Below are 23,254 nucleotides of genomic sequence, written 5' to 3'. Positions count from 1 at the left end.
TTTTAATTTTTTCATTCTTTAAGTTAGATTGTAAAAGAAATCCACAGCGTTAGGCTGTGGATTTTTGATATTTAAATAAATCAGTTTCAATTTTTCGGCAAGAAAACTTCCGCCAACATGCATCTAGCGCTTCCGCCACCATTGGTTTCAATCGTATTTAGGTCTGCGTAAATAATTTCGCAGTAGTTTTCAATTCTTTGAACTTGTTCTTTCGTTAATGATTTATAAGCTGTTTCGCTCATGACCAAAAACTGAGTTCCCTCTTCATTTTGAACTTGGAGCATATTTCCGGCAAATTGCTGAAGTTGATCTTCTGAAATTTCAATCAATTCTTTGTTCGTCGATTTAATGACTTCCTGAACTTTTTCTCTTTCAATTTCACTGTCAATACAATCCAGACAAATTACAACAAATTGTTCGGCAACACACATCATCACATTGGTATGATAAATAGGCAATCTTTGATCACCAAAATTTTGATAAGAATGAAAAACCACCGGTGTAAAATTAAATTTCGCGCAGAATTTCCGAAATAATTCTTCATCTAAACGCAAGGAAACCGAACCGTAAGCAATTTTGTAATCGTGATCGAAAATCATACTTCCTGTTCCTTCCAGATATTTTTCTTCGTTTTCGAAGTGGCTAAAATCATCAACTTCATCAATAATAAAACCTTCACTTTTTAAAGTTTCCAAAATATCTGGTCTTCGCTCATCTCTTCTGTTCAAAGCAAACATCGGATAAAGTGCGACCGTTCCATTTTCATGAAAACTCACCCAGTTATTGGGGAAGATAGAATCCGGCGAATGTGGTTTCAAAGTATCTTTTACCGTGATCACATTAACTCCTTTGTTCCGAAGTTTCTCCACGAAATTGTTGAATTCCTGAAGTGCTTTTTGCTGAATGTCGGAATCTTTTTGTTCGACTTGAAAATAATTGTTTTCCGCAGTTTGGGAATTGTAACCGAAAGCGATCGGTTCTACCATCAATACGGTACTGGCTGTTTGCATTTATGATCTATTTTAGTTAGCATTGAGTTGCTATTGAGCAAAAATACTTAAATTTATAGATAATAAAAAACCCATGTTAGAAATTGCCTGTTTTGAAATCACTTCTGCCGAAACTGCCTTGAGATCAATGGCCGACAGAATTGAATTCTGCGATAATATTGAAGTTGGTGGTTTAACGCCGGACTTTTACGAATTTTTACATTTGAAAAGAACTTATAAAACTCCCATTTATGTCATGATCCGCCCGAAAGGTGGTCCTTTTTATTATTCCGCTGAAGAATTTATACAAATGAAAAGCAGCGTCATTAGTTTTAAAGAAGCGGGAGCCGATGGATTGGTTTTTGGAATTTTAGATTCTCAAAACGAAATTGATGAGGCAAAAAATAGAGAACTTTTAACTTTAGCAGGAGATATTCCCTGTACATTTCACCGGGCTTTTGACCGGACTTCAGATCTGGAAAAGTCCATTAATACTTTGATTAAGTTAGGCTTCAGAACCGTTTTAACATCTGGTGGAAAATCATCGGCGATGGAAGGCAAGGAAAATCTGAAAGATCTGGTGGAAAAATATGCACATAAGATAGAAATACTGATCGGTGGTGGAGTTCGTTCCGGAAATATCGCAGCACTCAAAAAATTCACGGGTGGCACAAGCTTTCACTCTTCAGCCATTATGAAATATGATACCTTTGTTACGGAAGGTGAAATTAAAAAATTGAAACAAGGCTGTTCTTAGAATATATTTTTTTAAACCACAAAAGACACAAAAGTTCTGTTCTTTAGAGTATATAAAAGTGCAAATAAGAAAACTGTTTAATTTCTTTTCGGTGAATATGATCTAAGATTCGAATCAGTAAAAAGGATTTGTATGAATAATAATTCAGTAAAAAAAGCAAAGTAAAAAACTTAGCGAACTTTGCGCAAATCCTTCGAGTCTTTGCGTGAAAAAAGGAATTATTCTCGCACCAAAGGCAGAGTAGAACATCTCAACAAACCACCCATTTTCGAAATTTCCCGGTAAGGAACTTCTTCAACCGTCATTCCCCATTCATTTCTCAGGTGATTATTCAGTCTTGTAAATGAAGAATCAGAAACCACAATTTCTGGTGAGATAGAAAAAATATTAGGATTCATTTCGAACATTTCCTGTTGAGTCACGTGGAAACAATTTTCTTCGCCGAAAATATCGAGAAGCAGTCGGTAATCACTTTCATCAACAAAACCATCTTTATAAATAATGCATTTGTCTGCTCCTACAGGATTAAAGGTGCAGTCTAGATGTAGAATTCCTTTAAAAGGATCGGTGTCGTTCTTTTTTAATTCAAGATCGATGATTCTTTTTTTAGGAAAGTGTTCTTTTAAAACTTCAATCGCATATTCATTCGTACGTGCTGTTTTAAAATTTCTGTAATCTTCTGAAAAGCAAGTTCCAATGAAAAGGAAATCGTTCCAAACAATTACGTCGCCACCTTCGATATGAGCCGTGTCCGGAAGATTGATGATTTTTTTCCAGCCTACTCTTGCAAAGATCTTTCGGTAAGCGTCCTGCTCATCATAACGATCCTGAATGATATTGGAAATGATCATTTTATCATCAATCACAAAAGCAACGTCACGCGCGAAAACCTGATTGTACTCCTTAATTAAACTGGGGCGATAAACTTCTACATCATGTTTTCTCAATATTTTTTCGAATTCCGTCATTTCGTGAACGATTGCATCTTCTGTCGGATAGGTTCCATTTTGAAGAGAATGATAACTTTTTGCGTCGTAGCTGTCTTCTAATGAATGCGGATGACCCATTGAGTTGGGCATTCCGAGTACGACAGATTTAAGTTTAGCGGTTTCGTTGGTAATGTTGAGATTCATATATAGTGATTGTAGCAAATTTAAACAAAGCAATTGAAGTAAGAAAGTTTTTGCAAAGGTCAATAGAAAAACTTACTGTCAGTGTCGAGTTTTACCTGACAAAATGACATTTTACAATTTCAAACTTTATGAATAAAAAACCTAAAATATTCCCAATTTCATTAAAAGTTTATAAATCTTGTTAATGTTTAGTTAAAATTGAAACAAAGCGTTTTTCCGTTATACCTATATAGCACTAAATTTGTTAAGATAACAGCATAAAAGTTTTTAAACAATATAACAATGAAGAATACTATAAAAAAACTAATTCCCTTTGCCTTTGTAGGCGTAATTTCTGGTGCTACAACTTTCGGCATGATTAATTATTTTGATGGAAATAGAGGAAACTCAGATTTTTCTTATTTCGCACCTAAAACAAGCGATGCACAATACGCATCCTTTAATATGACCGGAGTTGGCGATGATTTCGTGAAGGCTTCAAAAATGACGGTTCCGGCCGTAGTGAGTATAAAGAACTATTCCAACAAAACTTCGTCGAGAAGTAATCAGGATATGTTCGATCTGTTTTTCGGAAATCCATTCGGAGATAATCAATCGCAACAGAAACAACAGCAGCAACCGCCACCAAATATGCCCACAGGAATGGGTTCCGGCGTAATTATTTCTCCTGATGGTTATATTATTTCCAATAATCATGTGATTGCCGGAGCTAATAAATTAGAGGTCGTTCTATCAAACAAGAAGTCTTACGTTGCTAATTTAGTAGGAACGGATCCAACCACAGATATCGCCCTTTTAAAAATTGAAGAAAAAGGTTTGCCTTATTTAAATTTTGCGAACTCTGACAATGTTGAAGTTGGACAATGGGTTTTAGCCGTTGGTAATCCACTCGGATTGAACTCTACCGTTACTGCCGGAATTATTTCAGCAAAAGGCAGAAGCATCGATTTACTAAGTCAACAATCTCAAAGTCCGATCGAAAGTTTTATTCAAACTGATGCCGCCATTAATCCCGGAAATTCAGGTGGAGCCTTGGTTAATCCAAATGGTGAACTGATCGGAATTAATTCTGCGATATCTTCTAAAACAGGTTATTATGAGGGATATGGTTTTGCCGTTCCGTCCAATTTAGCAAGAAAAGTAGTTGAAGACATTAAACAGTTTGGTTTGGTACAACGAGGTTTCTTAGGAGTTCGTCCTTTAGATCTTTCTGATCAAAGACAGGTTTCAGCCTACAACCAACAGAAAAAGACAAATATCAAAACCGGTGACGGTGTTTATTTGTTAGATGTTTCTGAAAAAGGTGGTGCAGAAGATGCCGGATTACGAACTGGCGATATTATTACGAAAGTTGACAATGTAGTAGTTTCCACTTATTACGATCTTTCATTTGCGGTTGGGAGCAAAAGACCCGGCGATAAAGTAGCGGTAACCTACATGAGAAACGGAAAAGAAAATACCGTAAACGTTACTTTAAAAGATCAAAAGAATGGAACTTCGACCAGAAGTAAAGCGGATCTTTCGGTGACCGAAAAAATTGGATCAGACTTCGAACCATTGAGTGACAAGTTTAAAACAGATTACGGTTTAACAAGCGGTGTGATCGCGAGAAACGTTATCGACGGAAGCGAAATGTCTAAAATTGGAATTGTAGATAATTACATCGTAATTGAAGTGAACGGAAAGCCTGTAAATTCCCAGAAAGATGTTGAGAAAATCCTGCAAGGTTACAACGGAAACGTTCAGGTGAAATATGTAGATGAGTACGGAAGAATTACAACAAGAGGCTTTAAAATGCCTTAGTAAATCATTATATATCAAAAGGAAAACGCAACTGTTCAGGTTGCGTTTTCCTTTTTGAAAATTTATTCTATTCTTTCACGAAGTTATAAATTTTACCTCCCTGTTTTAAAATCATCGTTTTATTTTCGGGATTGAATTCTAAAATAATTCCTGCCTGATCAAATTTAAAGATATTTTTTCCGGAAGCATCAAGTGGAAAAGCAGATTGTCCCGTTGCTTGAGCCATTAATGTGGAATCATCAGTGGTCACAGTAATTTTCAAAGGAATGTCTTTGCTGGAATAGGTTCCTAAATATTGATCCAAATCAGCACTGTTTATTTCCACTTTTTTAAAATCAGGAATTTCGTATGGTTGATTAAAAGCCGCGCTTAAAATTGCGATCGCAATATCATTATTATTGTAATTACTACCATTTGAAGTCAATGCAAAACCTAATTTTTCCGCGGGGAAATATCCATAATTAGATCTGAATCCATCAATTCCACCGGTGTGACCGAAAGCTTTCTTTGTTCCAAAGGGCATCTGAAAAAGTCCGTAACCATAATTGTCTTTGATGTTTTCCATTAATTTTAAACTTTTTTCAGAGATTATTTTACCATTAAATAAAGCTTCTGCAAATTGCAGTAAATCGCTTGGAGTAGAAACAATTGCTCCGGCTCCAAGTGGAATTGAAAGATCGGTTTCTGGTTCTTTTATCCATTCCTTTTCGAAATGATAAGAATTTGCTTCATTGTTTTTTAAATTAATTTTTCCGCCGTAATAGGTGTTTTTCAGTCCAATTGGTTTGATGATCTTTTCCATTAAAATTTCAGAATATGGTTTTTTGTAAACCTTTTCTAAAATGAAACTAAGTAAAACATAGTTAGAATTGCTGTAGTCTGCTTTGGAATCTGGGTCGAAATCACTTCCGCCTTCTTCTATTAATTTTAGGAGGTCTTTCTCAGATTTTTTCTCCGTATTCCATTTTAGGTAATCTTCATTGTTCGTAAAATTGTGGATTCCGCTTCTGTGATTGAGTAAATTGCTGATGGAAATTTTATTGGCGTTCTTGATCGAAGGAAAGTATTTGTCAATTTTAGTGTCTAATGAAAGTTTGTTTTCTTCCATCGCTTTTAAGATCAACGTACTTGTTAATGATTTTGAAATGGAACCGATCCGATATTTTGTGGTTTCATTCGGTTTAGCTTTGGTTTCTACGTCGGAAAAGCCGATGGATTTTGTGTAGATTATCTTTCCATTTTCAGAAATGGCAACACTTCCCATGAACTTGTTGTTATTTTCTAAGGTCTGAAAATAGAGATCAAGTTTTTCTTTATCAAATTTCTGTGCGAAGCAGGTTGTGGTAAAAAATGTTACCAGAAGGAGAATAAGTGATTTTTTCATGCTGTTATTTTTTTTGATTAATTGATTTTTTAAATTTTAAAAGTAAAGTGATCAGAAAGTAAAATACCAAGATGGAAAGTAACATGACTGGAATAAACCAGTTTCCTAAAACCTCTGTAATGGCGGTTCGATCCGTGTCATTTGAAATTCCTAATACGAGAAATGAATCATTCTTATAGTAGAGACCAATTTCTGCAGGATTTATTATTTTCGCAACAATCATAAAAATAAATCCAAAAAGCAGAATGTACAAAAAGAAGAAAATAATATAAGAAATACCGTTTGTAAAATTTAAGATCAAAGCTTTGAAAATATGAACAGGATTGAAAGTTTTGGTTGCCTGTTCCAGTTTTTTGTCAGCTACTAAAGGTTTTAAAACTTCTTCCGGAGTTCCTAGTTTTTCCAGAATATCCAGTAAAATATCGATTTCCCTACCTTCTTTTTTCTGGTTCAATGCTTCGAAAATATGGCTGTTGAATTCCATATAAACATCGTCCTGATTTTGCTTGGATAGTGAATTTGTGGCTTTTGTGATCCTGTTCATATAATTCTCATAGACTCTTTTGGAAGCGGCTTCTGAGAATTTTATATTGGCTGTTTTCATTGTACTATTTTTTTAATTGCGGTTTCTAAATCTGTCCAATACCTATTCATTTGAAGGAGCGTTTTTACACCAACTTCTGTGAGCGAATAATATTTTCTGGGGATTCCTGTTTCCTGTTCTACCCATTTTGATTCTACTAAGTTTTCCGTTTTTAAGCGGTTCATTAAGGGGTAAAGTGTTCCTTCTGCAACTTCTATTTCGGTGTGATTTCTAATTTGTTCAATGAGTTCATAACCGTAATATTCATTGTTTTTCAGAATGTTCAGCACAATAAAAGTAAGCGTACCTTTTTTGACCTGTGATTTCCAGTTAGTAACAAACGTTTCATTCATAAAGCAAATGTATAACAAAATACATAGTATAACAAAGTACATTGGTAAAAAATTTTGATTTATTTTCACCTTTGTAGAATTTAAGGGATCTTCCGGGGAAAATTGCTTTCAAAAAGTTTAAATCATTTTTAAAGTTTAAATATTGAAAATTCTTTCGGTGGAATTTAAGACCTTCAAAAGAAAAACTGAAAGGAATCTGTAGCCCCGATCGCAACGGCATCCTTTTACTTTTTTTGAGGAAAAAAGGAAAAGATAGTGGAGAGCGGGTTGATGTTTTTGAGAAGCGAAAAACTTCGTGCTCCTTTGAAATAAGAAAATCGGGAAAGATTTTAAGAGTAGTTACTTCCTATTGGCCAGTTTTAATAATTTTTTCTTTTTCCGTTTGTAGATGACTTCGGTGATTTTTCCGCCCATCCAGGCACATGGAAAGAAAGTAAGGAATATTAAAATTTTATAAAAAGTAGGATGGTAAGGGAAAATAATAATATCCAGCATCGCGATAAAAAGCAGAATGAAACCTATTAAAATCGCATAAGCAACTTTGGCATATTTTACGATGATCGCAGTTACAACACCGCCAATCGTTGCACCAATCCCGGAGGAAATAAGAAGTGCTACAAAAAAATAAGGTTTATGTTCCATCGACTTCAGCAATGTTTCCCAATGCTTAAATGGAGCATACTCTTCATAGATGATCCAGGAAGAATTTAGCCTTATACCCAAAGAAATGAGCAGCGCCGCGACGCCAAGACCTACAAAAACTGCAAATGTGTTTCGAAGAAAGTTCATTTAAAATTGATGTGCAATCATTGAAATTTCTATATCTACATTTTTCGGCAAACAGGAAACCTGAACAGTTTCTCTCGCCGGAAAACTCGCTGCATCTAAGTAAGACGCATAAATATCGTTCATCACCGCAAAATCATCCATATTTTTAAGAAATATGGTTGCTTTTACTACATTTTTAAAAGTCATTCCGGCTTCAGTTAAGATCGCCTCTAAGTTTTTCATGACCTGATGCGTTTCTTTCTCGATGCCTTCTACCAGCTTTCCACTTTCAGAATTCAAAGGAATTTGTCCGGAAATATAAAGAATTCCGTTGGCGAAATTTGCCTGAGAATAAGGTCCAATTGCGGCAGGAGCTTTTGGGGTAGAAATGAGTTTTTTCATAATAGCAATATTGGGCAAATATAAAACTTATGTTTTGTTTTTTAAAATGATTTTAGAAAGGCGCGTTCGGTTGCGTAAAACTTCGGTCTTTATATTTAAGCGCATCCCGTAAAATGTTGGCTTTAATACCGATGAAGAAATCGTATACTTTGTACTGTCCGTAAGGGATCCAGTTAAAATTAATGGTAAAACTTCGCTGGTCGCGGGAGAATCCAATTCGGGTATTAGCAATTTCTTTAGAAACGACATCGTAATAAAGATTCCCGTTAATATTCCAGAACGGAGTTAATTTGATGCTGCCATCAAGACCAACTGAAGCCATTTGATTTCCGAAACGGGTAAGATTACGGGTGTAACTGTATTGCGCATTGATGTTTAAAGTCCAGGGCTGCGTGAAACGCGCATAGTTGTCGTCATCAAAATAATAATTTTCATTCCTTATTTCTCCTTTTGTACTGTATTTTTTAGAGAGATCTACCTTTTCTTTTCCGCCAAAAATCTCGCTGCTCAAAGGGTAGGAGAGCTGCGCATTGAAACCCTGAATACTAAAATTCCCAAAATTATCGGTCCGGATCCCAGTGTTTTCGCCCGGTGCAAAAATAATTTTGTAAGGTTCCAAAGCTAAACTTGTATTTAGATTTAACTTATCAAATAACAATGTTTGCCCATTTAGCGTGAAAATAGACCATTTATACTTTGGCGCGGCAAAGTTGTAGCTGGTATTGAAATTTAAACTTTCGAAGATCTTAATTTTTTTAATTCCCGTAGAATCCTTTTTAGATTTCACTTTCATCTCCAGATTATTATTGATGGAAAACGTTAAAGCTTCCTGCAGGCCGGAATTTGGTGATCCAATAATCCCCCGGTCGAAAATAGAATAAGGCGTTAATTCGCCGCGTTCGTTGTTGTATTCTTTGTAATAACCAAAGCCTGGCGCGGAAAAATCCGGGGAATAACTAAAGCCGATCTGCGGCGTCATCATGTGACGAATAGCCTGAATTCCGGAGCCTTTTTTGAAATTCAACATTCCGTAAAGAACAGTTTGTAAACTTGCACTTGTAGAGAAAGAAGAGTAGCCTGCGATTTTTTTATTCAAAGTATCTTCTACCGTATTCGTTATTGGATTGTAAAAACGGGTTAGCGTTTTGGTCGTTAAGGCATTATCAATATTCGCGGAAACTGAAAAAGTGAAATATTTTGCGATAGTTGTATTGGTTCCTAAACCGATGTTGTTCTTTAGACCGGTCTGTAATTTATCCCACATTGCTTTGGTGAAAAGCTCTCCTTCGTTCGTCTGAACGTAATTATTAAAATTAAGTCCCGTGTTCACCGTAATATTTTCTAAAAGTCCTTCTCTGGTTCCGGATTTAGGTTTAAATAAGTAAAACTGGTTGATTGCCACATTTAAAACAGGCAGTTTTAAGTCGGCCAATCCGGTTGAGAAATTCTGGGAATAAGAAGAAGTTCCGGTAATGGTGATGGGAATCGTAAGAAATCTCTTCACAATACTCACACTGGAATTCTGCTGTGCATTCAAATTATTCTGATTAAACGCGTAATTATTATTGACGGTGTTATTGTAAAATTTATTGCTGACCACATCTACCGAAGCTGCAAACGTGAGAAAAGGATTCGCTTTTGAATCCTGTTGATGGCGCCACGCGATGCGATAGGTCTTGCTTTTGGAATAATCAGATAGCCCTTTAATCCCACGAATTGTTGTCCCAATGTCGGCAGAAAAATTCCCGGAATATCGGTAGTTTTTTTTATAATTCATCTCGGGCCGAAGATTAAAACTTCCTTTTGTATAAATATCTGTAAGAATCTTTAAATCGAAATGTTCCCCAATGGGTTGATAATAACCGAGGGAATTTAGAAAAAATCCGACATCTTCCCGTTCTCCAAAACTCGGAATTAAAATTCCCGCACTCCTTTTATCTGAAAAAGGAAGAATTGCAAAAGGCATAATGAGTGGAGTAGGAACATCCTCTATATAAAGCTGGATCGGTCCCGTTATAACCTGGGATTTTTCTTTTCCTTTTATTAATTTAATGTTCGGAGCGAGCAGATAATAATCGGCAACAGAATCTTTTTTCGAGATAAAATATTCGTCGGTCGTATATTTTCCTCTGCGCATAAAGAATACGGAATCGTTGTATTTTTTTGTTTTTTCGGCAACAATTACGCCTTCACTTTCTTCGGTTCTGGCATTAAAAGCGATCGCCTGGCGATTTTTAATATTATAAGTAAACTGGTCGTATTCGTAGGTTTTACCGGCTTGCGTTGCCTTCGCGGGTGTTTTTATTTTTCCAAGTGAATCGAGTTCACCTCTGGCAAAAATTAAAGATTTATCCCAGTCGATCGAAATGTAATCTGCCTCAATTAACATATCCTGATACTTTACCTGTGCTTTTTTGTTAAGGTAAGTTATCTTCTTCGGAATGTCGTTTCGAATATTGTCCGCTTTGGTTTCTACAACCGCTTCCAGCGATTCTTTTTTTACGATAATGGTATCGGATTTGCGAATGGTATCATTAACTATCTTATTTCCAGACAAACTTTGAGCATTTAATAATGCTAAAAAATTGTTAAAAATTAGGATAATTAAGATTAGTAATATATTTTTGGAGCCGGTTTTGACCAAAGCGATTTTTTCTGTAATTTGTGGTCAAAATTAATACAATTTTTAAAATTTAAAGATGATTACTCACAGTTTTTCAATTAAAAGATATTTTTTATTACTTTTTGTTCTGATGTTCACGCTGAGCGGTGCGCAGAAAAAATTCACCATCGTATTAGATGCAGGTCACGGTGGTAGTGATATTGGCACCAATCGAAAGTACAATGACTTAGGAACCGTTCGGGAAAAAGACATTACTTTATCAATCGTACTCCGGTTGGGCAGAATGCTCGAAAAAGACAAAGATTACAAAGTAATTTACACCCGAAAGATCGACGAATTCCCATCATTAACCGAAAGGACTACTTTAGCGAACCGAAGCAAGGCAGATTTATTTCTGTCTGTACATGTTAATGCTTCACCCGCGACCAACACTACGACACAGGGTACAGAAACCTTTATTCAGGGACCGAATCAGAATAAACGAAATCTGGAGGTGGCCAAAGCCGAAAACGATGTAATTTATCTGGACAATAAAGACCGCGAAATGTTTGCCTCCTACGATCCGCAGTCTCCTGAATCCCTTATTGCGTTAAAAATTCAGCAAAGTAAATATCTAGAAAGCAGTTTACTTATTGGCAGTCTTGTGGAAGAAAATTTCTCTAACAAAGACAAAAGATTTTCACGGGGAATTAAGCAGGCTGATCTACACGTTTTAAGGATGAACGCAATGCCATCTGTCCTCATAGAAACTGGTTTTGTGAATAATTACGATGACGCGAGTTATTTATCCTCCGATAAAGGCCAAAATGATATTGCCGAAAGTATTTTTGATGCGATCGAAAAATATAAGAAAGCAATGGAACGCAATGGAGGTGTTAAAAATCAACCTCGTGAACCGGAAAAACCGACAGAAAAACCTTTAAAGAATGATTTCAGAATTTTATTGATGTCTTCTCCAAGTAAATACGGCATCAACGATCCAGCGATGAAAGGACTGAATTACGTTTTCACGATCAAAGAAAACGGAATGTATAAATACTACTACGGAACGACTAATTTAGCTTCGGTACGCGATGGCAATTTAAAAACTGCCAGAGATGCAGGATTCAGAAATGCGACTTCTATTTCCTTCGTGCCTAATCAGAAATTAGGGATTGGTTATTACACTATAGAAATAGCGGTGTCTGATCAAAAACTGAGTTCTAATTCCTACATTTTGAATACGTTAAAGGATGTTAGCCGGGAAAAGGAAAACGGTAAATTCTATTACACCTACGGTAAATTTTCAAGCTTAGAAGAGCCTGTAAAAATCCAGAAAACGTTAGACGATAAAGGGATTAAAAATACTGTAATTCAAAAAGTTTTCAAATAAGATTGAAAGATTGTTGCAGGATCAAAACATAATTGATATTTTTGCAGTCCTCAAAGCAAAGGCCTATTCGTCTAGTGGTAAGGACTCAAGATTTTCAGTCTTGCAACAGGGGTTCGATTCCCTTATAGGCTACGAAAAATGAAAATTTTGAAAAGTTTTTTAAATATTATTTTGTAATCAAAAAAAGATTATTATCTTTGCACCCAAGTTTTTAGAAAGATATGGCAAATCATAAATCAGCTCTGAAAAGAATCAGACAAAGCGAAAAGAAAAGATTAAGAAACAGATACTACCACAAAACTGCCAGAACGGTTTTGAAAGTATTGAGAAGTGAGGAAGATAAAGCTGCTGCTACATTACAGTTGCCTTTAGTGATCTCTTTGTTGGATAAATTGGTGAAGAAAAACATCATCCACAAAAACAAAGCGGCCAACCTTAAAAGCAAGTTGACAAAGCACGTTAATAAACTAGCGTAATTTTATAATACACAAAGACGCACTGGCCCGTTCGTCTATCGGTTAGGACCTCAGGTTTTCATCCTGGTAAGAGGGGTTCGACTCCCCTACGGGCTACTTAACTTCCGAAATTAATTTTTCGGAAGTTTTTTTATGTCCAGATTTTAGAATGAAAAAATAACGTTTTGAATGTTATCTTTCCACTATTATAACTTCTTAAATTATGTTACCATCCCTTTTTGGTCAGCAGTCCTAATGTCTTAGATGAAATAATCATCAGGATTAGTAATTTCTTTAAGTCTTCCTATCATTTAAATTATTCAATAAAAATTCTTACTTTTATTGAGGCTGTAAATTCGAAATTCAAAATGATCAGCATTTTATCTATAATTACAATTCAATGAAAAAAATAACGGTGATTATTTTCGCTTGTGTAAGCTTAGTGGTTTTCGGTCAGGAAAGACCACCCGAAATGGTGAGTGGAGTAAAACCTCTAGAAGTTGCGACTGTAAAAGATACTTCTGATCTATATCAGGAAGCCTACGATCTTTATCAGGACGAGCAATATGATAAAGCTTTAAAGGTAATCAATTCAGCAATAAAACGCGACAAATCAAGATTAGGTCTCTATGATCTGAAATGCTATATTCTTATCAAATTAAAAAAGAATAACGATGTTATTGAAACTGCAACCACAGCAATTGCGCTTGATCCAACCGACGCGAAATTTTATGAGATCAGAGGAAATACGTATTATTTTGATTTTCAACCCGAGAAAGCGCTTCAGGATTTTAGAAAAATGATCTCGCTGGATCAAACCACCAATCGGTATTACAATAATTATTTAAAGTTATTGAACGAAAAGCGCCTCGATAAAGAGATGATCAATCTTTACGATACATTCGTGAAAGCGCTGCCAAAAATTAAAGAAAAGAATGAAACACGTTTTTTAGCTGATGTTTATTTCTACTTTGCACTCGCCTTTGAACGCCAGAAAAATAACGATAAAGCAATCGAACTCTTGACTGAATCTATAAAAATTAATAATACAGGTTCGATGTATTACAATAACAGAGGTCTGATTTATCAAACTAAAGGGGAACTAAAACCAGCATTACGCGATCTGGATAAAGCAATTAGTTTAGATCCTGAAAATTCAGCATACTACGAAAATCGTTTCTCCATTTATTTTGAAGATAAAAACTACGAAAGTGCAAGAAAGGATCTGTTGAAAATTCTAGCCTTAGGAACAGATGCCGCTTACATCTACGCGAATCTGGCCCATACCTATCAAATGCAGGGCAAATCAAAGGAAGCTGTAGCAAATTACGAAATCGCCCTGAAGAAATCTTCCGGCAGTGCCGAACTCATGACCAACGCAGCTTATGCCTATTTCGAAACTGGAAATAACGCCAAAGCACAGGAATATCTAGAAAAAGCCTACACTCTGGATCCAAAAGAGATCGATGTTTTGGTAGGATTAGCGGTTCTTTATCATCAACAAAATAATAAAGTACAGCAGGATAAGATGCTAAAGGATATCGCCGAAAATACTTCATATAAAGCAGGTAAAAATTTATTGAAGGAATTAATGAAAGATAATTATATCTACACCGCTAAGTTTCAGAAATCTTGGGTAGGATTATTTTAAAAAATAATTAATAGCTTCTATTAGGATTGTCCTTCTTCAGTTTTTTTCTTTTCCTCTAAAGATTCGCGATAGAGTTTCTGGGCGCTCCATTTTGCATGAACCGAGGGCAATATTTTGTAGCCTTTCTTCTGGGAATATACCTTAGTAAATTCTGCTCCAAAAAAGATGAGCATACACGTATAATTGATCCACATCATAATTAAGATGATGGTTCCGGCCTTACCGAAAGTGGAGGTCGGCTTAAATTCCCCAAAATAAATACTCAAAAGAAATTTACCCAAAGTAAAGAGAACCGCGGTCAAAATTGCGCCGGACCATACGGATTTCCAGGAGATCTGTACATCCGGCAGGACTTTAAACATAAAGGCAAAAACGAGTACGACCAAAACAAATCCGACCACATAGTTTACGAGTTCCATTAAAATATATGTTTCTAAGCCTAAATGAACCGTAATGAAATTATTTAATAAGCTGATGACCGAAGAAAGCAGCATGGTGATCATCAATAAAAAACCGATGACCAAGATCATTCCCAAAGAATTTGCGCGGTCTAGAAAAAATTTGACAATCGCCTTTTTCGGAGCTGCCTCTACATCCCAAAGCGCGTTAAGCGATTTTTGAAGTTGAAAGAAAATAGTTGTTGCTGCAAAGACGAGCGAAAAAATTCCCACAATTTTCATAAAAATATTTTGCTTGTCGATCAGTGCACTGGCAATCATTTCCTGAATGCTTTTTGCAGATTCTTCGCCCATTAGATCATTAATTTGACTGCTGATCTGCCCACGTATTGCTTCTTCACCAAAAAAATATCCGGCGATCCAGATAATGATGATCAATAATCCGGGAATTGAAAAAATCGCATAATAAGCCAAACTTGCAGAATCTCTCGTTGCATTAGAGTCATTCCATTCGTTGAAGGTTTCCTTTAAAGTTTCCCAGAAAAATTTTAATTTTTTCATCATATACGTTTACGATTTAGAACGGATAACCGATTGCGATGTTTAGGATCAGATTATCTTTTCTCCAGGCGCTGCTGCCGAAATCGATCCTGTCGAAAGTCCAGCGGTTTCCTTCTTCATAATAAGGAATTCTTAGCGGCATTGCCAAATCTAATCTTAAGATCAAGATAGAAAAATCTAAACGAAGACCAACGCCGGCTCCTACAGCCAGTTCTTTAACGAAATCTTTGGAGAATTTACCACCTGGTTTTTCCGGATCTTCATTGACCAACCAAACATTTCCCGCATCTGCAAAAGCTGCAACATTTAAAAATTTATAAATATTGGCGCGGTATTCTGCATTAAATTCTAATTTAATATCTCCCGATTGATCGAAGAAGAAAGTAGCTTGTTCGGTTCTCGGATCATAACTTCCCGGTCCCAAAGTTCTGGCACGGAAGGCACGAATACTATTACTTCCGCCCACATAAAACTGTTTTACATAAGGCATCACTTCAGAATTTCCGTAAGGAAAACCAATTCCCAAAATTGCCCGGGTTGCGATAGAACTCTTATCATTTACTTTTCGGTAATATCTGAAATCATGTTCCATTTTTGCATACTGGCTGAAGGGAATTCCGAAAAGTAATTTTCCTTTTCCTGCTTTTCGATCGGCACCGCTTACCAAACCTGTAATGGTTCCTGCCAAATCTACCGATCCTTTGTAATAGAAGGTATTTTTTTTCGGAAGCATGGTGTTGGTATAAGTAAAACTGTAAGTCGGCCCGAAGATCAACTGTTTATCGATCACTCTCTGCAGAGAAGGATTTGGAAGTATAATATTATTTGGGTCTGAATCATCGCCTTTGATCTGCGTCAAGTATTTATCGGTGACTTTTTGAGGAGTTACAAAGGTGACGTCTAAAACTTTCAGATCGTGCTCTTTTCTTTCGTTTTCTTTCCAGAGATATCCGAAAGAAGTGGTGAAATTATGTAAGGTATATAATTCGGTGCGGCTTAAATATTCGTACCCGATGTTTACATTCGTTCTCGGCACGAAAGCGCTGGAAGAATTAAATCGAAATGGCGCCACAATTCTTGGAATGGATAATTGCGCATTTGCCCCAATTCTAATAATATTATTCGCGTCTTTCGGTCCACCAACCTGTACATCAAACGCACCATAAACAGCCGCTTTAAATTGTTCTGCGCCGCGAAAGAAATTCCGGTGCGTCCAGTTTAGATTTATTTCGCCGCCTGTATAATTGGCTGAATTTGTTTTTCCTAAAGTTTCTAACCTCAATGATTGAAAAGGTCTTGGTGTTAAAAGATAATAAGCATCAAATTTATGATTGAGAGAATCGGAAACCACAAATTCATTTTTCACGAATTTAAAAACGCCCAGACTAATCAAACGGTTCAAAGAAAGATTATGATCCGTTCGGTTATACAAATCTCCCTGCTCAAAATATAGAGCGCGATCGAAAATTTTTGGTTTAAATTTATTATCGGGATCGATGATGTATAGATTGTTATAAATTTTTAGAGAATCTGTTTGATACGGAATTCCATATTTCCCCAGTTTGAGGTCTGCAATATTATAATCTGCAAAAACAATGGTTTTGTCAATCGTAAACTGATCTTTTGCCAATTGTGGCGTATTTTTTTTCAGCTTTACAAAAAGTTCTACTTTTGGTTCTTTTAAAACCGTACTGTCTGCCTGAACAATAATATTATCGGGACTGAAATAATAGAATCCACGGTTTTTTAAATGCTCATTAATTCTTTCTCTTTCCGCTTTAATCACATCCAGATCAAAAGGATTTCCGACTTTCAAAAAAGTCTTATCTTTAATCGACTGCATTTCTGCGTTGATCTCCGTAGAATCTACGGGAAAGTTGACCTGACTGATAAGATATCTTGCACCAGGTTTTAAAGTGTACAGAACCGAAGCCTTCTTATTTTTAGAGATCGTGTCTGAAGAGGCTTTTGCGTTAAAAAACCCTTTGTTTTCGGAATAATTAACGATGATCTTTTTATTGAATTCCCGATCTACATCACCTAACAAAACGGGTTTCTCCCCAATCTTATATTTTAGCCAGTATCTAATTCCTTTTTGTTTCTTCGGCTCTTTTGTGATATTATAAATGTAAAGCCGAGGTCTTAAACCGAAAAACGAAGAGTTCGGTTTTGGTCGTAACTGATCCTGAAGCGCTTCCCTTAGATTGGATTTTTCTTTTTTCTTAAGCGTATCATTTTTCACTTCGATCTTCGCGCCGGTGTAAAGCATTTGACCTTCCTGCAAAAATTTGGTATTGCTACAAGACGAAACTATCAGCACTAAAGAGAAATAGGCTAATATTTTGGTAGATGTTTTATTAAATTTCTGCATTATTTTGAAGTCGTATTTTGTTTTTTTAACTCTTTATTTTTTTTCGATCTTTCGAAGATCTCCCGGAATTTATCATAATCTAAAGTAATGATAAAACCAACACCCGTTTCTATGATCTGTCCTTGCAAGGCGACCTGATAATCATTTTTCCGATATGCCCGAAGCATATATCGACCATCTTTGGACAAACTGTAATCTAAAGTAATATCTCCCGCAATATTCGTTGTTTGCTCATTGGCTCTGGCTTCACCTTCAATGGCAAAACTATTTCCAACGGTTACTTTCAGGCGGTCATCGAAGAGGTTTTTGCTTAAGCCTACATTAAGATCGGTTTTCTCGTTTTTATTTCCGGTCGAATAATCTTCGGTGGATTCTAAATCGAAATTTAATTCTACGCCACCAATCAGATCTTTCGCTAAATTGTTCAGCTGTTCCGATAGAATACGACTCACACTTTGTTTCGCAACCGTCGAGGCGGATAAGCCGGTTTCACTTTGGAAAGGATTTTCCCCAATAAACCGGTTCAGCAACAACAAGGCAAAAACCTGCTTGTTCATTTCCGATTCTTCACGGCGTAACTGCTCGAGTTTTGCGGTTGTATTATCAATAACTTCAGAGGAAACCGAATTGTTTTCTTTAGAAGTCGTAATATCAAAGGTAATAACGGGTTTCATTAATTCGCCCTTCATTATTAATAAAGTGTTGAAAGGAATTCTCTGTTTATACTGGTTTAAAGCGGCGCCGGTAACTCCGGTTAATTGCTGCTGCAAAAGGTCGAGTGGTGCAGCATCTGTTTTATAGATTGCCGTAATATCTAAAGTTGCGGCGGTTGGTTCTCCGGTCCAGGTAATGGTACTTCCTTTTTCGATCTCAAATTTTCGTTTAAGTAAACTTACCGACATTTCGTAGCCTCCTTTTTCAACCTCATAAACGCCTACCAAAGTTGTTTTTCCCGATGGATCTACGCCACCAGTTAGCTGTGCTTCGCCTTGAAGTTCTACAAAATCACCATTTGCTTTATCGATGATCAAAGAAATTTTAGCTTCTTTATCCACGGTGATATTTACGTTAACATCCATTCCTTTTATGTCGCTTTGATTCGTAAGAGAATCGGCTTTTATGGTAGACTGTAATGCGATTTTATCCTGATCGATAAATTCTACAATTCCCTCTCTGTCCTGCAATGCAGGCGAAGACTGCGGCAAAACAAAAGTGAAAGCCGTTTGATCGGTAACCGCTAAATTTCCGTCAACTTTTGGTAGATCCATATCACCTCGAATTCTCAGATCTGCATTGATCGCTAAAATGCCATACATCATCGCATCATTATTTTTTTCGGAATCAACCACTTTAAAGTTTTTCGCATTCACATCTAAATTGAAAGCAAAATCCTTGTAAGTTTTTGTCAAGACCGAACCATCGATTACAATTGCGTTTCCGGACTCATCTTTAATTTTGAAATCGTTGAAATCAATTCCGCGGTTTGTAAACTTAATTTCATCATTAATATTTTTGAATTTACTGCCAAGTTGCGTAATTCCCAAACCAACGTCGTTAAATTTCACAGCACCCAAAACATTTGGTGCGTTTGTATTGCCGCCAATTTTTAAATTCCCGGAAAGATATCCTTCCGCATTTTCGATGGCATTCATCGATAACCCTTGAACGGTTTTCATTTGAAGCTGATTAATATTTAAGTCCATATCTAATCCTGTCGATTTTGTATTGTAAGTTCCATTCAGTTTCAGATCGTTATCAAATCCAGAAAGTGCAATATCGGCCCGAATAAGATCTGCACTTTGATTATTCGCTTTAATAGCCAGATTCCCAACCGGACTTCCGTAAACAAATAAATCCGTTACATCGATATCTGAAGTGAACGTCATATTGTTCTTCAAATCCCGAAGCTGTGCCGTTCCGTTGATGTTTCCTTTTGCTAACAGAGAATCTTTTTTAATCAGTTCCGTAATGGTTTCGATCTTAAAATCTTTAATAGAAATATTAAGCGGACTATTTGGAACGGTTGTCTCAGACTGTACCCGGATTTCGCTGCCGGCATTAGAAATCCCAAAATTATTAGCCAATATTCCGCGACTGCTCAGCTGGATAAAATTGTCGGGAGTTACCTGCCAGTTCATGTAATTCAGGATCAATCCGTCTGGATTCAAACTTATTTTGGTAAGATCACCCAATTTCTGTGCGTTGCCGGCAACAAGAAACTTAGTTTCGTCTTTTTCGTCTTTTGTAGAAACGTTGTACGTTATAAGATTGTCTTTAACATCGCCATTTAAACCCACTTTCATCAGGGCAATACTTTCATTTTTAAATTCAGCGAGTTTTACATCGTAAACCAAAGCATCATTTAAATTGTTAATGCTTAAAACGCCACCGCTGATTTTATTTTTCCCGTAAGTAATTTGAGGGATCTGACCGTTAACTTCTAATTTTCGGGTATCAGCGTCGTAATTTCCGGTCAAAGTAATGGGTTCGAATTCTGTTAATTCCGGCACAAACTTTCTCAGCAAATTATCATCTTTCACTTTCGCATTAAAAGTAAAAAATTGATTAGGATCGACTTTCGCGGTTTTTGTTCCAGGTTTTTGATACTGATAATATTGATTGATGGTTTGCTGCAGAGATCCAAAGATCTGCGTCAGTTTATATTTCCCGTTCAAGTCAACGTCGGCAATTTGAGATTTCAAGGAAATTTTGTTGCTGTCTGCGGTCGAAAGTGCGGTGAGCAAAACTTCCTGTAACGGATAAACATCTTTCGTATCCGAAATGGCAAAATTTCCTAAACGTAAAGTTCCATTTGGCGCATCGGGATTTAAACTGGAAAAGTCCGCATTAATATCTCCTGCAAGGATCAGTTGATCTTTGTAAAAACCGAGTTTATTAAGATCCAGTTTGTTAATTGTTCCGTTTACTTTAATGGTCGGATTTTTCTCTGTAAAACTTCCGGAAGCTAAAATTTTCAGGTTCGCGTTTGGATCTTTGGAATCCAGATTGATAATGTAAGCGCCCCGATTAATTTTTCCGTTTAAAGCCATATTTCGGTACGTGTAGCCATTATAATAAACCGAAGTTATATCTCCTTTAATATTTGCATTTGCTGTTTTTGGCTCGAAACCTGTGCCTTTTACAGCAATTTGTCCTGTGATTGAACCCAGATCTTTGTTCTGAATGATCGATCCGATCTGTAAATTTTGAAGGTTTGCTATGACGTCATATTTTTCCTGACCTTTTCTCTTCATATCCACGGAAGCCCGAACAGCAGCGTTCCCTAAAGTGGAAGTAAGTTTCAAATTGGCATTTACAATTTCGGTCGTTCCTTTCGCTGTTCCGGCAATTTTAAAATAAGACGGTAAAGAAATAGTACTCGGAATCGTATTTTTTGGAACTAAATTGAAAATGGTTTTTGCAGAAGATGAAAATTCGCCAATTTTAAGATCGTAGTACAAATGCTTCGGATCCATGGCGTTTTTGATGTTTCCGGACGCGTTCACTTTTAGTTTATCCAAACCGGAAAGTTGCAGGGTCTGAATATTAAGATCGTTAATTGTTCCTTTCAATCTGGTGTTGACATTAAGGATGGCATTCGGATATTTATTGAACGGCGCCGTATTTCTAAGCGTTGGAACCAGCATTAAAATATCTGCAAATCCAACTTTTGAATTCTGAATATTTGCGGAAATTTTTACGGCTCCGGGATTTGCGGTAAGTTGCTCTATAGAATTATAATTCAAAACCAATTCATCGCGCAAAAGGGTTTTTGAAGTTTGCAGATAAAGGTCTTTCAAATAAGCCTGCTTATCATCATACACGAAATCAGTCTCGAATTTCTGAATATCCAAACCGCGGCTTTCTTTGATCTCAGCCGAATTTACTGTTCCTGCAAAAGTGCCGTCTTTCATTTTGAAATTACGGACTTCCAGATTCATTTTCGAAAAATTTAAATGGTTGAAATCCATTCCGCTCCTCGAAGGAGTAATTGCAGTATTGTCGTAAACAACTTTTACATCGTCTAAAATTAATTTACTCAGGAGAAGAGCCAGAGAATTATCAGCCTTTGGATTTGTTGCAGTATCATCTGCAGCTTTTGGATTAGCATTTGTCGCCGGCATGAATAATTTTGCATTGATATCTGCACCTTTCAAATATAGATTATCGATACCGAAATTGCTCTGTTGCAAATCCAGCTGGTTTATTTTTGTGCTGAGTTCTTTAAAAATAACCTTCGCAAATGTTTTGGTGTTTTCATCGCCATAATCGATATTAAAATTAATTAATCTGATTTTATTCAAACCAATTTTCATAGGTTTCTGCTGATTCAGAGAATCCACTTTTTCCACCACTTTTTTGGAAACTTCTTCTAACAGATCCTGCTTTAATTTCAGGCGAAGTCCATCCATATTAATATCGTTCGCTGCGTAAGAATTATTTTGAAGATCAAAAGTTTTTACACGCGTGTCGAAAGATTTAAAATAAAGATTAATGTCGTTTCGTGATTGATTATCGATAAAAGAAACGCCAATATCTTTCAGATTGATCTTGTCCAAAGAAATGATGAAGGGTTTGGATGGCGTTTTTTCTTCATCTTTCGTGGCGAAAGCAGCCATAATGTAATCAAAATTGAAGGTGCCGTTTTTATTTCGAACCACATTCGCTTCAACGCCCTCAAGATCGATAGAGGTAATATCGGCGGTATTGTTTAGGAGTTTGGGAATATTTAGACCAACATCTAATTTTCTGGCAAATAAAAGCGTGTCTACTGTTTGACCTTTCAAATAAAGATTTTCCATCACCAAACTGCTTGGGAAATCGATGTAAACACGGTCTAAAGAAACCTGCGTATGTATTTTTTCCTGAAGATAATTAACGATCTTTCCTTTTGCAAAGTTTTGAACTGCAGGAATTTGAAGACTCAGAATCAACGCTACAAGCAAGATTAATATGGAGCCCAGGAAAATTCCTGTATATTTTAAAATTCTTTTAAAAATTGTCATCGGGTAAAATTAATAAATTCATAGGCACTGTGAAAATATAATTATCTTATTTTATAGGCAGTTAGCAACTTTATTTTGCTTTTTTTATTAATTATCATAATCTTTTCGATGATAATAATATTTATATTGTAAATGAAATGTGTCTTAATAATTTATCTAAACGGTATATATTTGTAAAAATTCTTACATGAAAATCTTAATTTTAAACGGTCCAAATCTAAATCTTCTGGGAACTCGGGAACCTGAAATATATGGTAATGTTTCTATGGATGACTATCTCAAAACCATTCAAAACGAATTCTCCGCACACGAGATTTTATATTATCAGTCTAATATCGAAGGTGAAATGATCAACCGTTTACAGGAATCTGATTTTGATGCCTTAATCATTAATCCCGGCGCTTTTACCCATTACTCCTACGCCATAGCCGACTGTTTAAAAAATATTACGGTCCCTAAAATCGAAGTTCACATCAGCAACATTTATAAAAGAGAAGATTTTCGACAGAAGTCAGTTACCGCAACCAATACAGATGCCGTTTTAAGTGGCTTCGGCTTGAGCGGTTATCGATTGGCGATCTTACATTTTATAGCTGATTAAGACGGTTTTAATCTGATTACTCCATAATTATTTACCTCTAAAAA

The 23,254-nt window shown here is 36.1% G+C and carries 17 protein-coding genes and 2 tRNA genes; 8 read left to right on the top strand and 11 right to left on the bottom strand.

Translation table 11 applies throughout. The features are described from left to right. Positions 1–86: 86 nt before the first annotated feature. Positions 87–1,010: a citrulline utilization hydrolase CtlX gene (gene ctlX, locus ACZ9HT_RS12415; protein WP_476040794.1), complete on the bottom strand. Its 924-nt coding sequence runs from the start codon at positions 1,008–1,010 to the stop codon at positions 87–89. Between the two features lie 73 nt (positions 1,011–1,083). On the opposite strand from ctlX, the gene ACZ9HT_RS12410 reads away from it, so the two are divergent. Continuing rightward, on the top strand, positions 1,084–1,746 hold the full coding sequence (locus ACZ9HT_RS12410; RefSeq protein ID WP_476040793.1) for a copper homeostasis protein CutC: 663 nt from the start codon (positions 1,084–1,086) through the stop codon (positions 1,744–1,746). Positions 1,747–1,964: 218 nt separating this feature from the next. On the opposite strand, the gene ACZ9HT_RS12405 is transcribed toward ACZ9HT_RS12410, so the two are convergent. Further along, the gene (locus ACZ9HT_RS12405) at positions 1,965–2,879 is read right to left on the bottom strand and encodes a dimethylarginine dimethylaminohydrolase family protein (RefSeq protein ID WP_476040792.1); all 915 of its coding nucleotides are present in this window, start codon (positions 2,877–2,879) and stop codon (positions 1,965–1,967) included. 282 nt (positions 2,880–3,161) lie between these two features. Here ACZ9HT_RS12405 and ACZ9HT_RS12400 point away from each other — a divergent pair, with 282 nt between their 5' ends. Next, on the top strand, positions 3,162–4,682 hold the full coding sequence (locus ACZ9HT_RS12400; RefSeq protein WP_476040791.1) for a trypsin-like peptidase domain-containing protein: 1,521 nt from the start codon (positions 3,162–3,164) through the stop codon (positions 4,680–4,682). A gap of 67 nt (positions 4,683–4,749) precedes the next feature. Here the strand turns inward: ACZ9HT_RS12400 and ACZ9HT_RS12395 are convergent, their stop codons facing one another. The 6 genes from ACZ9HT_RS12395 to ACZ9HT_RS12370 all read right to left on the bottom strand — a co-directional run bounded on the left by ACZ9HT_RS12395 (position 4,750) and on the right by ACZ9HT_RS12370 (position 10,816). Next, positions 4,750–6,066, bottom strand: a complete 1,317-nt coding sequence (locus tag ACZ9HT_RS12395) for a serine hydrolase domain-containing protein (RefSeq protein ID WP_476040790.1) — start codon at positions 6,064–6,066, stop codon at positions 4,750–4,752. Positions 6,067–6,070: 4 nt separating this feature from the next. Further along, positions 6,071–6,670, bottom strand: coding sequence for an HAAS signaling domain-containing protein (locus tag ACZ9HT_RS12390; protein WP_476040789.1), 600 nt, complete (start codon positions 6,668–6,670; stop codon positions 6,071–6,073). Beyond that, positions 6,667–7,002, bottom strand: coding sequence for a PadR family transcriptional regulator (locus tag ACZ9HT_RS12385; protein WP_476040788.1), 336 nt, complete (start codon positions 7,000–7,002; stop codon positions 6,667–6,669). Before ACZ9HT_RS12385 ends, ACZ9HT_RS12390 begins: the two co-directional genes overlap by 4 nt. A 339-nt stretch (positions 7,003–7,341) precedes the next feature. Continuing rightward, the gene (locus ACZ9HT_RS12380) at positions 7,342–7,791 is read right to left on the bottom strand and encodes a hypothetical protein (RefSeq protein ID WP_476040787.1); all 450 of its coding nucleotides are present in this window, start codon (positions 7,789–7,791) and stop codon (positions 7,342–7,344) included. Next, on the bottom strand, positions 7,792–8,172 hold the full coding sequence (locus ACZ9HT_RS12375; RefSeq protein WP_476040786.1) for a RidA family protein: 381 nt from the start codon (positions 8,170–8,172) through the stop codon (positions 7,792–7,794). Positions 8,173–8,224: 52 nt separating this feature from the next. Further along, entirely contained in the window at positions 8,225–10,816 is a 2,592-nt protein-coding gene (locus ACZ9HT_RS12370) for a putative LPS assembly protein LptD (protein WP_476040785.1), read from the bottom strand. 55 nt (positions 10,817–10,871) lie between these two features. Here ACZ9HT_RS12370 and ACZ9HT_RS12365 point away from each other — a divergent pair, with 55 nt between their 5' ends. From ACZ9HT_RS12365 to ACZ9HT_RS12345, 5 genes are all read left to right on the top strand, one after another. After that, positions 10,872–12,167, top strand: a complete 1,296-nt coding sequence (locus ACZ9HT_RS12365; RefSeq protein WP_476040784.1) for an N-acetylmuramoyl-L-alanine amidase family protein — start codon at positions 10,872–10,874, stop codon at positions 12,165–12,167. Positions 12,168–12,227: 60 nt separating this feature from the next. After that, positions 12,228–12,299: transfer RNA gene (locus ACZ9HT_RS12360), tRNA-Glu, on the top strand. An 89-nt stretch (positions 12,300–12,388) separates the two neighbouring features. Next, a complete protein-coding gene (gene rpsT / locus ACZ9HT_RS12355; protein ID WP_235143024.1) occupies positions 12,389–12,643 on the top strand; it encodes a 30S ribosomal protein S20 in 255 nt (84 codons plus the stop codon). A 24-nt stretch (positions 12,644–12,667) separates the two neighbouring features. Then, a tRNA-Glu gene (locus ACZ9HT_RS12350) sits at positions 12,668–12,739 on the top strand. Positions 12,740–13,022: 283 nt separating this feature from the next. Then, positions 13,023–14,273 (top strand): tetratricopeptide repeat protein, encoded by a 1,251-nt coding sequence (locus tag ACZ9HT_RS12345; RefSeq protein ID WP_476040783.1) that lies wholly within the window; start codon positions 13,023–13,025, stop codon positions 14,271–14,273. 20 nt (positions 14,274–14,293) lie between these two features. Here ACZ9HT_RS12345 and ACZ9HT_RS12340 read toward each other — a convergent pair whose 3' ends face one another. Genes ACZ9HT_RS12340 through ACZ9HT_RS12330 form a run of 3 tightly spaced genes read right to left on the bottom strand, consistent with a single transcriptional unit; the run spans position 14,294 to position 22,609 of the window. Further along, positions 14,294–15,235: a YihY/virulence factor BrkB family protein gene (locus tag ACZ9HT_RS12340; protein WP_476040782.1), complete on the bottom strand. Its 942-nt coding sequence runs from the start codon at positions 15,233–15,235 to the stop codon at positions 14,294–14,296. Positions 15,236–15,248: 13 nt separating this feature from the next. Further along, a complete protein-coding gene (gene tamL, locus ACZ9HT_RS12335; RefSeq protein ID WP_476040781.1) occupies positions 15,249–17,603 on the bottom strand; it encodes a translocation and assembly module lipoprotein TamL in 2,355 nt (784 codons plus the stop codon). Next, positions 17,603–22,609: a translocation/assembly module TamB domain-containing protein gene (locus tag ACZ9HT_RS12330; protein ID WP_476040780.1), complete on the bottom strand. Its 5,007-nt coding sequence runs from the start codon at positions 22,607–22,609 to the stop codon at positions 17,603–17,605. The genes tamL and ACZ9HT_RS12330 overlap by 1 nt, the downstream gene beginning before the upstream one ends. 187 nt (positions 22,610–22,796) lie before the next feature. Between ACZ9HT_RS12330 and ACZ9HT_RS12325 the strand changes: the two genes are divergently transcribed. Next, positions 22,797–23,210: a type II 3-dehydroquinate dehydratase gene (locus ACZ9HT_RS12325; protein ID WP_476040779.1), complete on the top strand. Its 414-nt coding sequence runs from the start codon at positions 22,797–22,799 to the stop codon at positions 23,208–23,210. The last annotated feature ends 44 nt before the right edge of the window (positions 23,211–23,254 follow it).

Source organism: Chryseobacterium sp. UYP7, from assembly GCF_056279225.1.
This window is presented reverse-complemented; position numbering and strand designations above follow the sequence as displayed.

Coding starts and splice junctions, on each gene's coding strand:
- ACZ9HT_RS12375 (WP_476040786.1), bottom strand. CDS start 8,172: ATGAAAAAACTCATTTCTACCCCAAAAGCTCCTGCCGCAATTGGACCT.
- ACZ9HT_RS12395 (WP_476040790.1), bottom strand. CDS start 6,066: ATGAAAAAATCACTTATTCTCCTTCTGGTAACATTTTTTACCACAACC.
- tamL (WP_476040781.1), bottom strand. CDS start 17,603: ATGCAGAAATTTAATAAAACATCTACCAAAATATTAGCCTATTTCTCT.
- ACZ9HT_RS12380 (WP_476040787.1), bottom strand. CDS start 7,791: ATGAACTTTCTTCGAAACACATTTGCAGTTTTTGTAGGTCTTGGCGTC.
- ACZ9HT_RS12345 (WP_476040783.1), top strand. CDS start 13,023: ATGAAAAAAATAACGGTGATTATTTTCGCTTGTGTAAGCTTAGTGGTT.
- ACZ9HT_RS12325 (WP_476040779.1), top strand. CDS start 22,797: ATGAAAATCTTAATTTTAAACGGTCCAAATCTAAATCTTCTGGGAACT.
- ACZ9HT_RS12330 (WP_476040780.1), bottom strand. CDS start 22,609: ATGACAATTTTTAAAAGAATTTTAAAATATACAGGAATTTTCCTGGGC.
- ACZ9HT_RS12385 (WP_476040788.1), bottom strand. CDS start 7,002: ATGAATGAAACGTTTGTTACTAACTGGAAATCACAGGTCAAAAAAGGT.
- ACZ9HT_RS12365 (WP_476040784.1), top strand. CDS start 10,872: ATGATTACTCACAGTTTTTCAATTAAAAGATATTTTTTATTACTTTTT.
- ACZ9HT_RS12400 (WP_476040791.1), top strand. CDS start 3,162: ATGAAGAATACTATAAAAAAACTAATTCCCTTTGCCTTTGTAGGCGTA.
- ctlX (WP_476040794.1), bottom strand. CDS start 1,010: ATGCAAACAGCCAGTACCGTATTGATGGTAGAACCGATCGCTTTCGGT.
- ACZ9HT_RS12410 (WP_476040793.1), top strand. CDS start 1,084: ATGTTAGAAATTGCCTGTTTTGAAATCACTTCTGCCGAAACTGCCTTG.
- rpsT (WP_235143024.1), top strand. CDS start 12,389: ATGGCAAATCATAAATCAGCTCTGAAAAGAATCAGACAAAGCGAAAAG.
- ACZ9HT_RS12405 (WP_476040792.1), bottom strand. CDS start 2,879: ATGAATCTCAACATTACCAACGAAACCGCTAAACTTAAATCTGTCGTA.
- ACZ9HT_RS12390 (WP_476040789.1), bottom strand. CDS start 6,670: ATGAAAACAGCCAATATAAAATTCTCAGAAGCCGCTTCCAAAAGAGTC.
- ACZ9HT_RS12340 (WP_476040782.1), bottom strand. CDS start 15,235: ATGATGAAAAAATTAAAATTTTTCTGGGAAACTTTAAAGGAAACCTTC.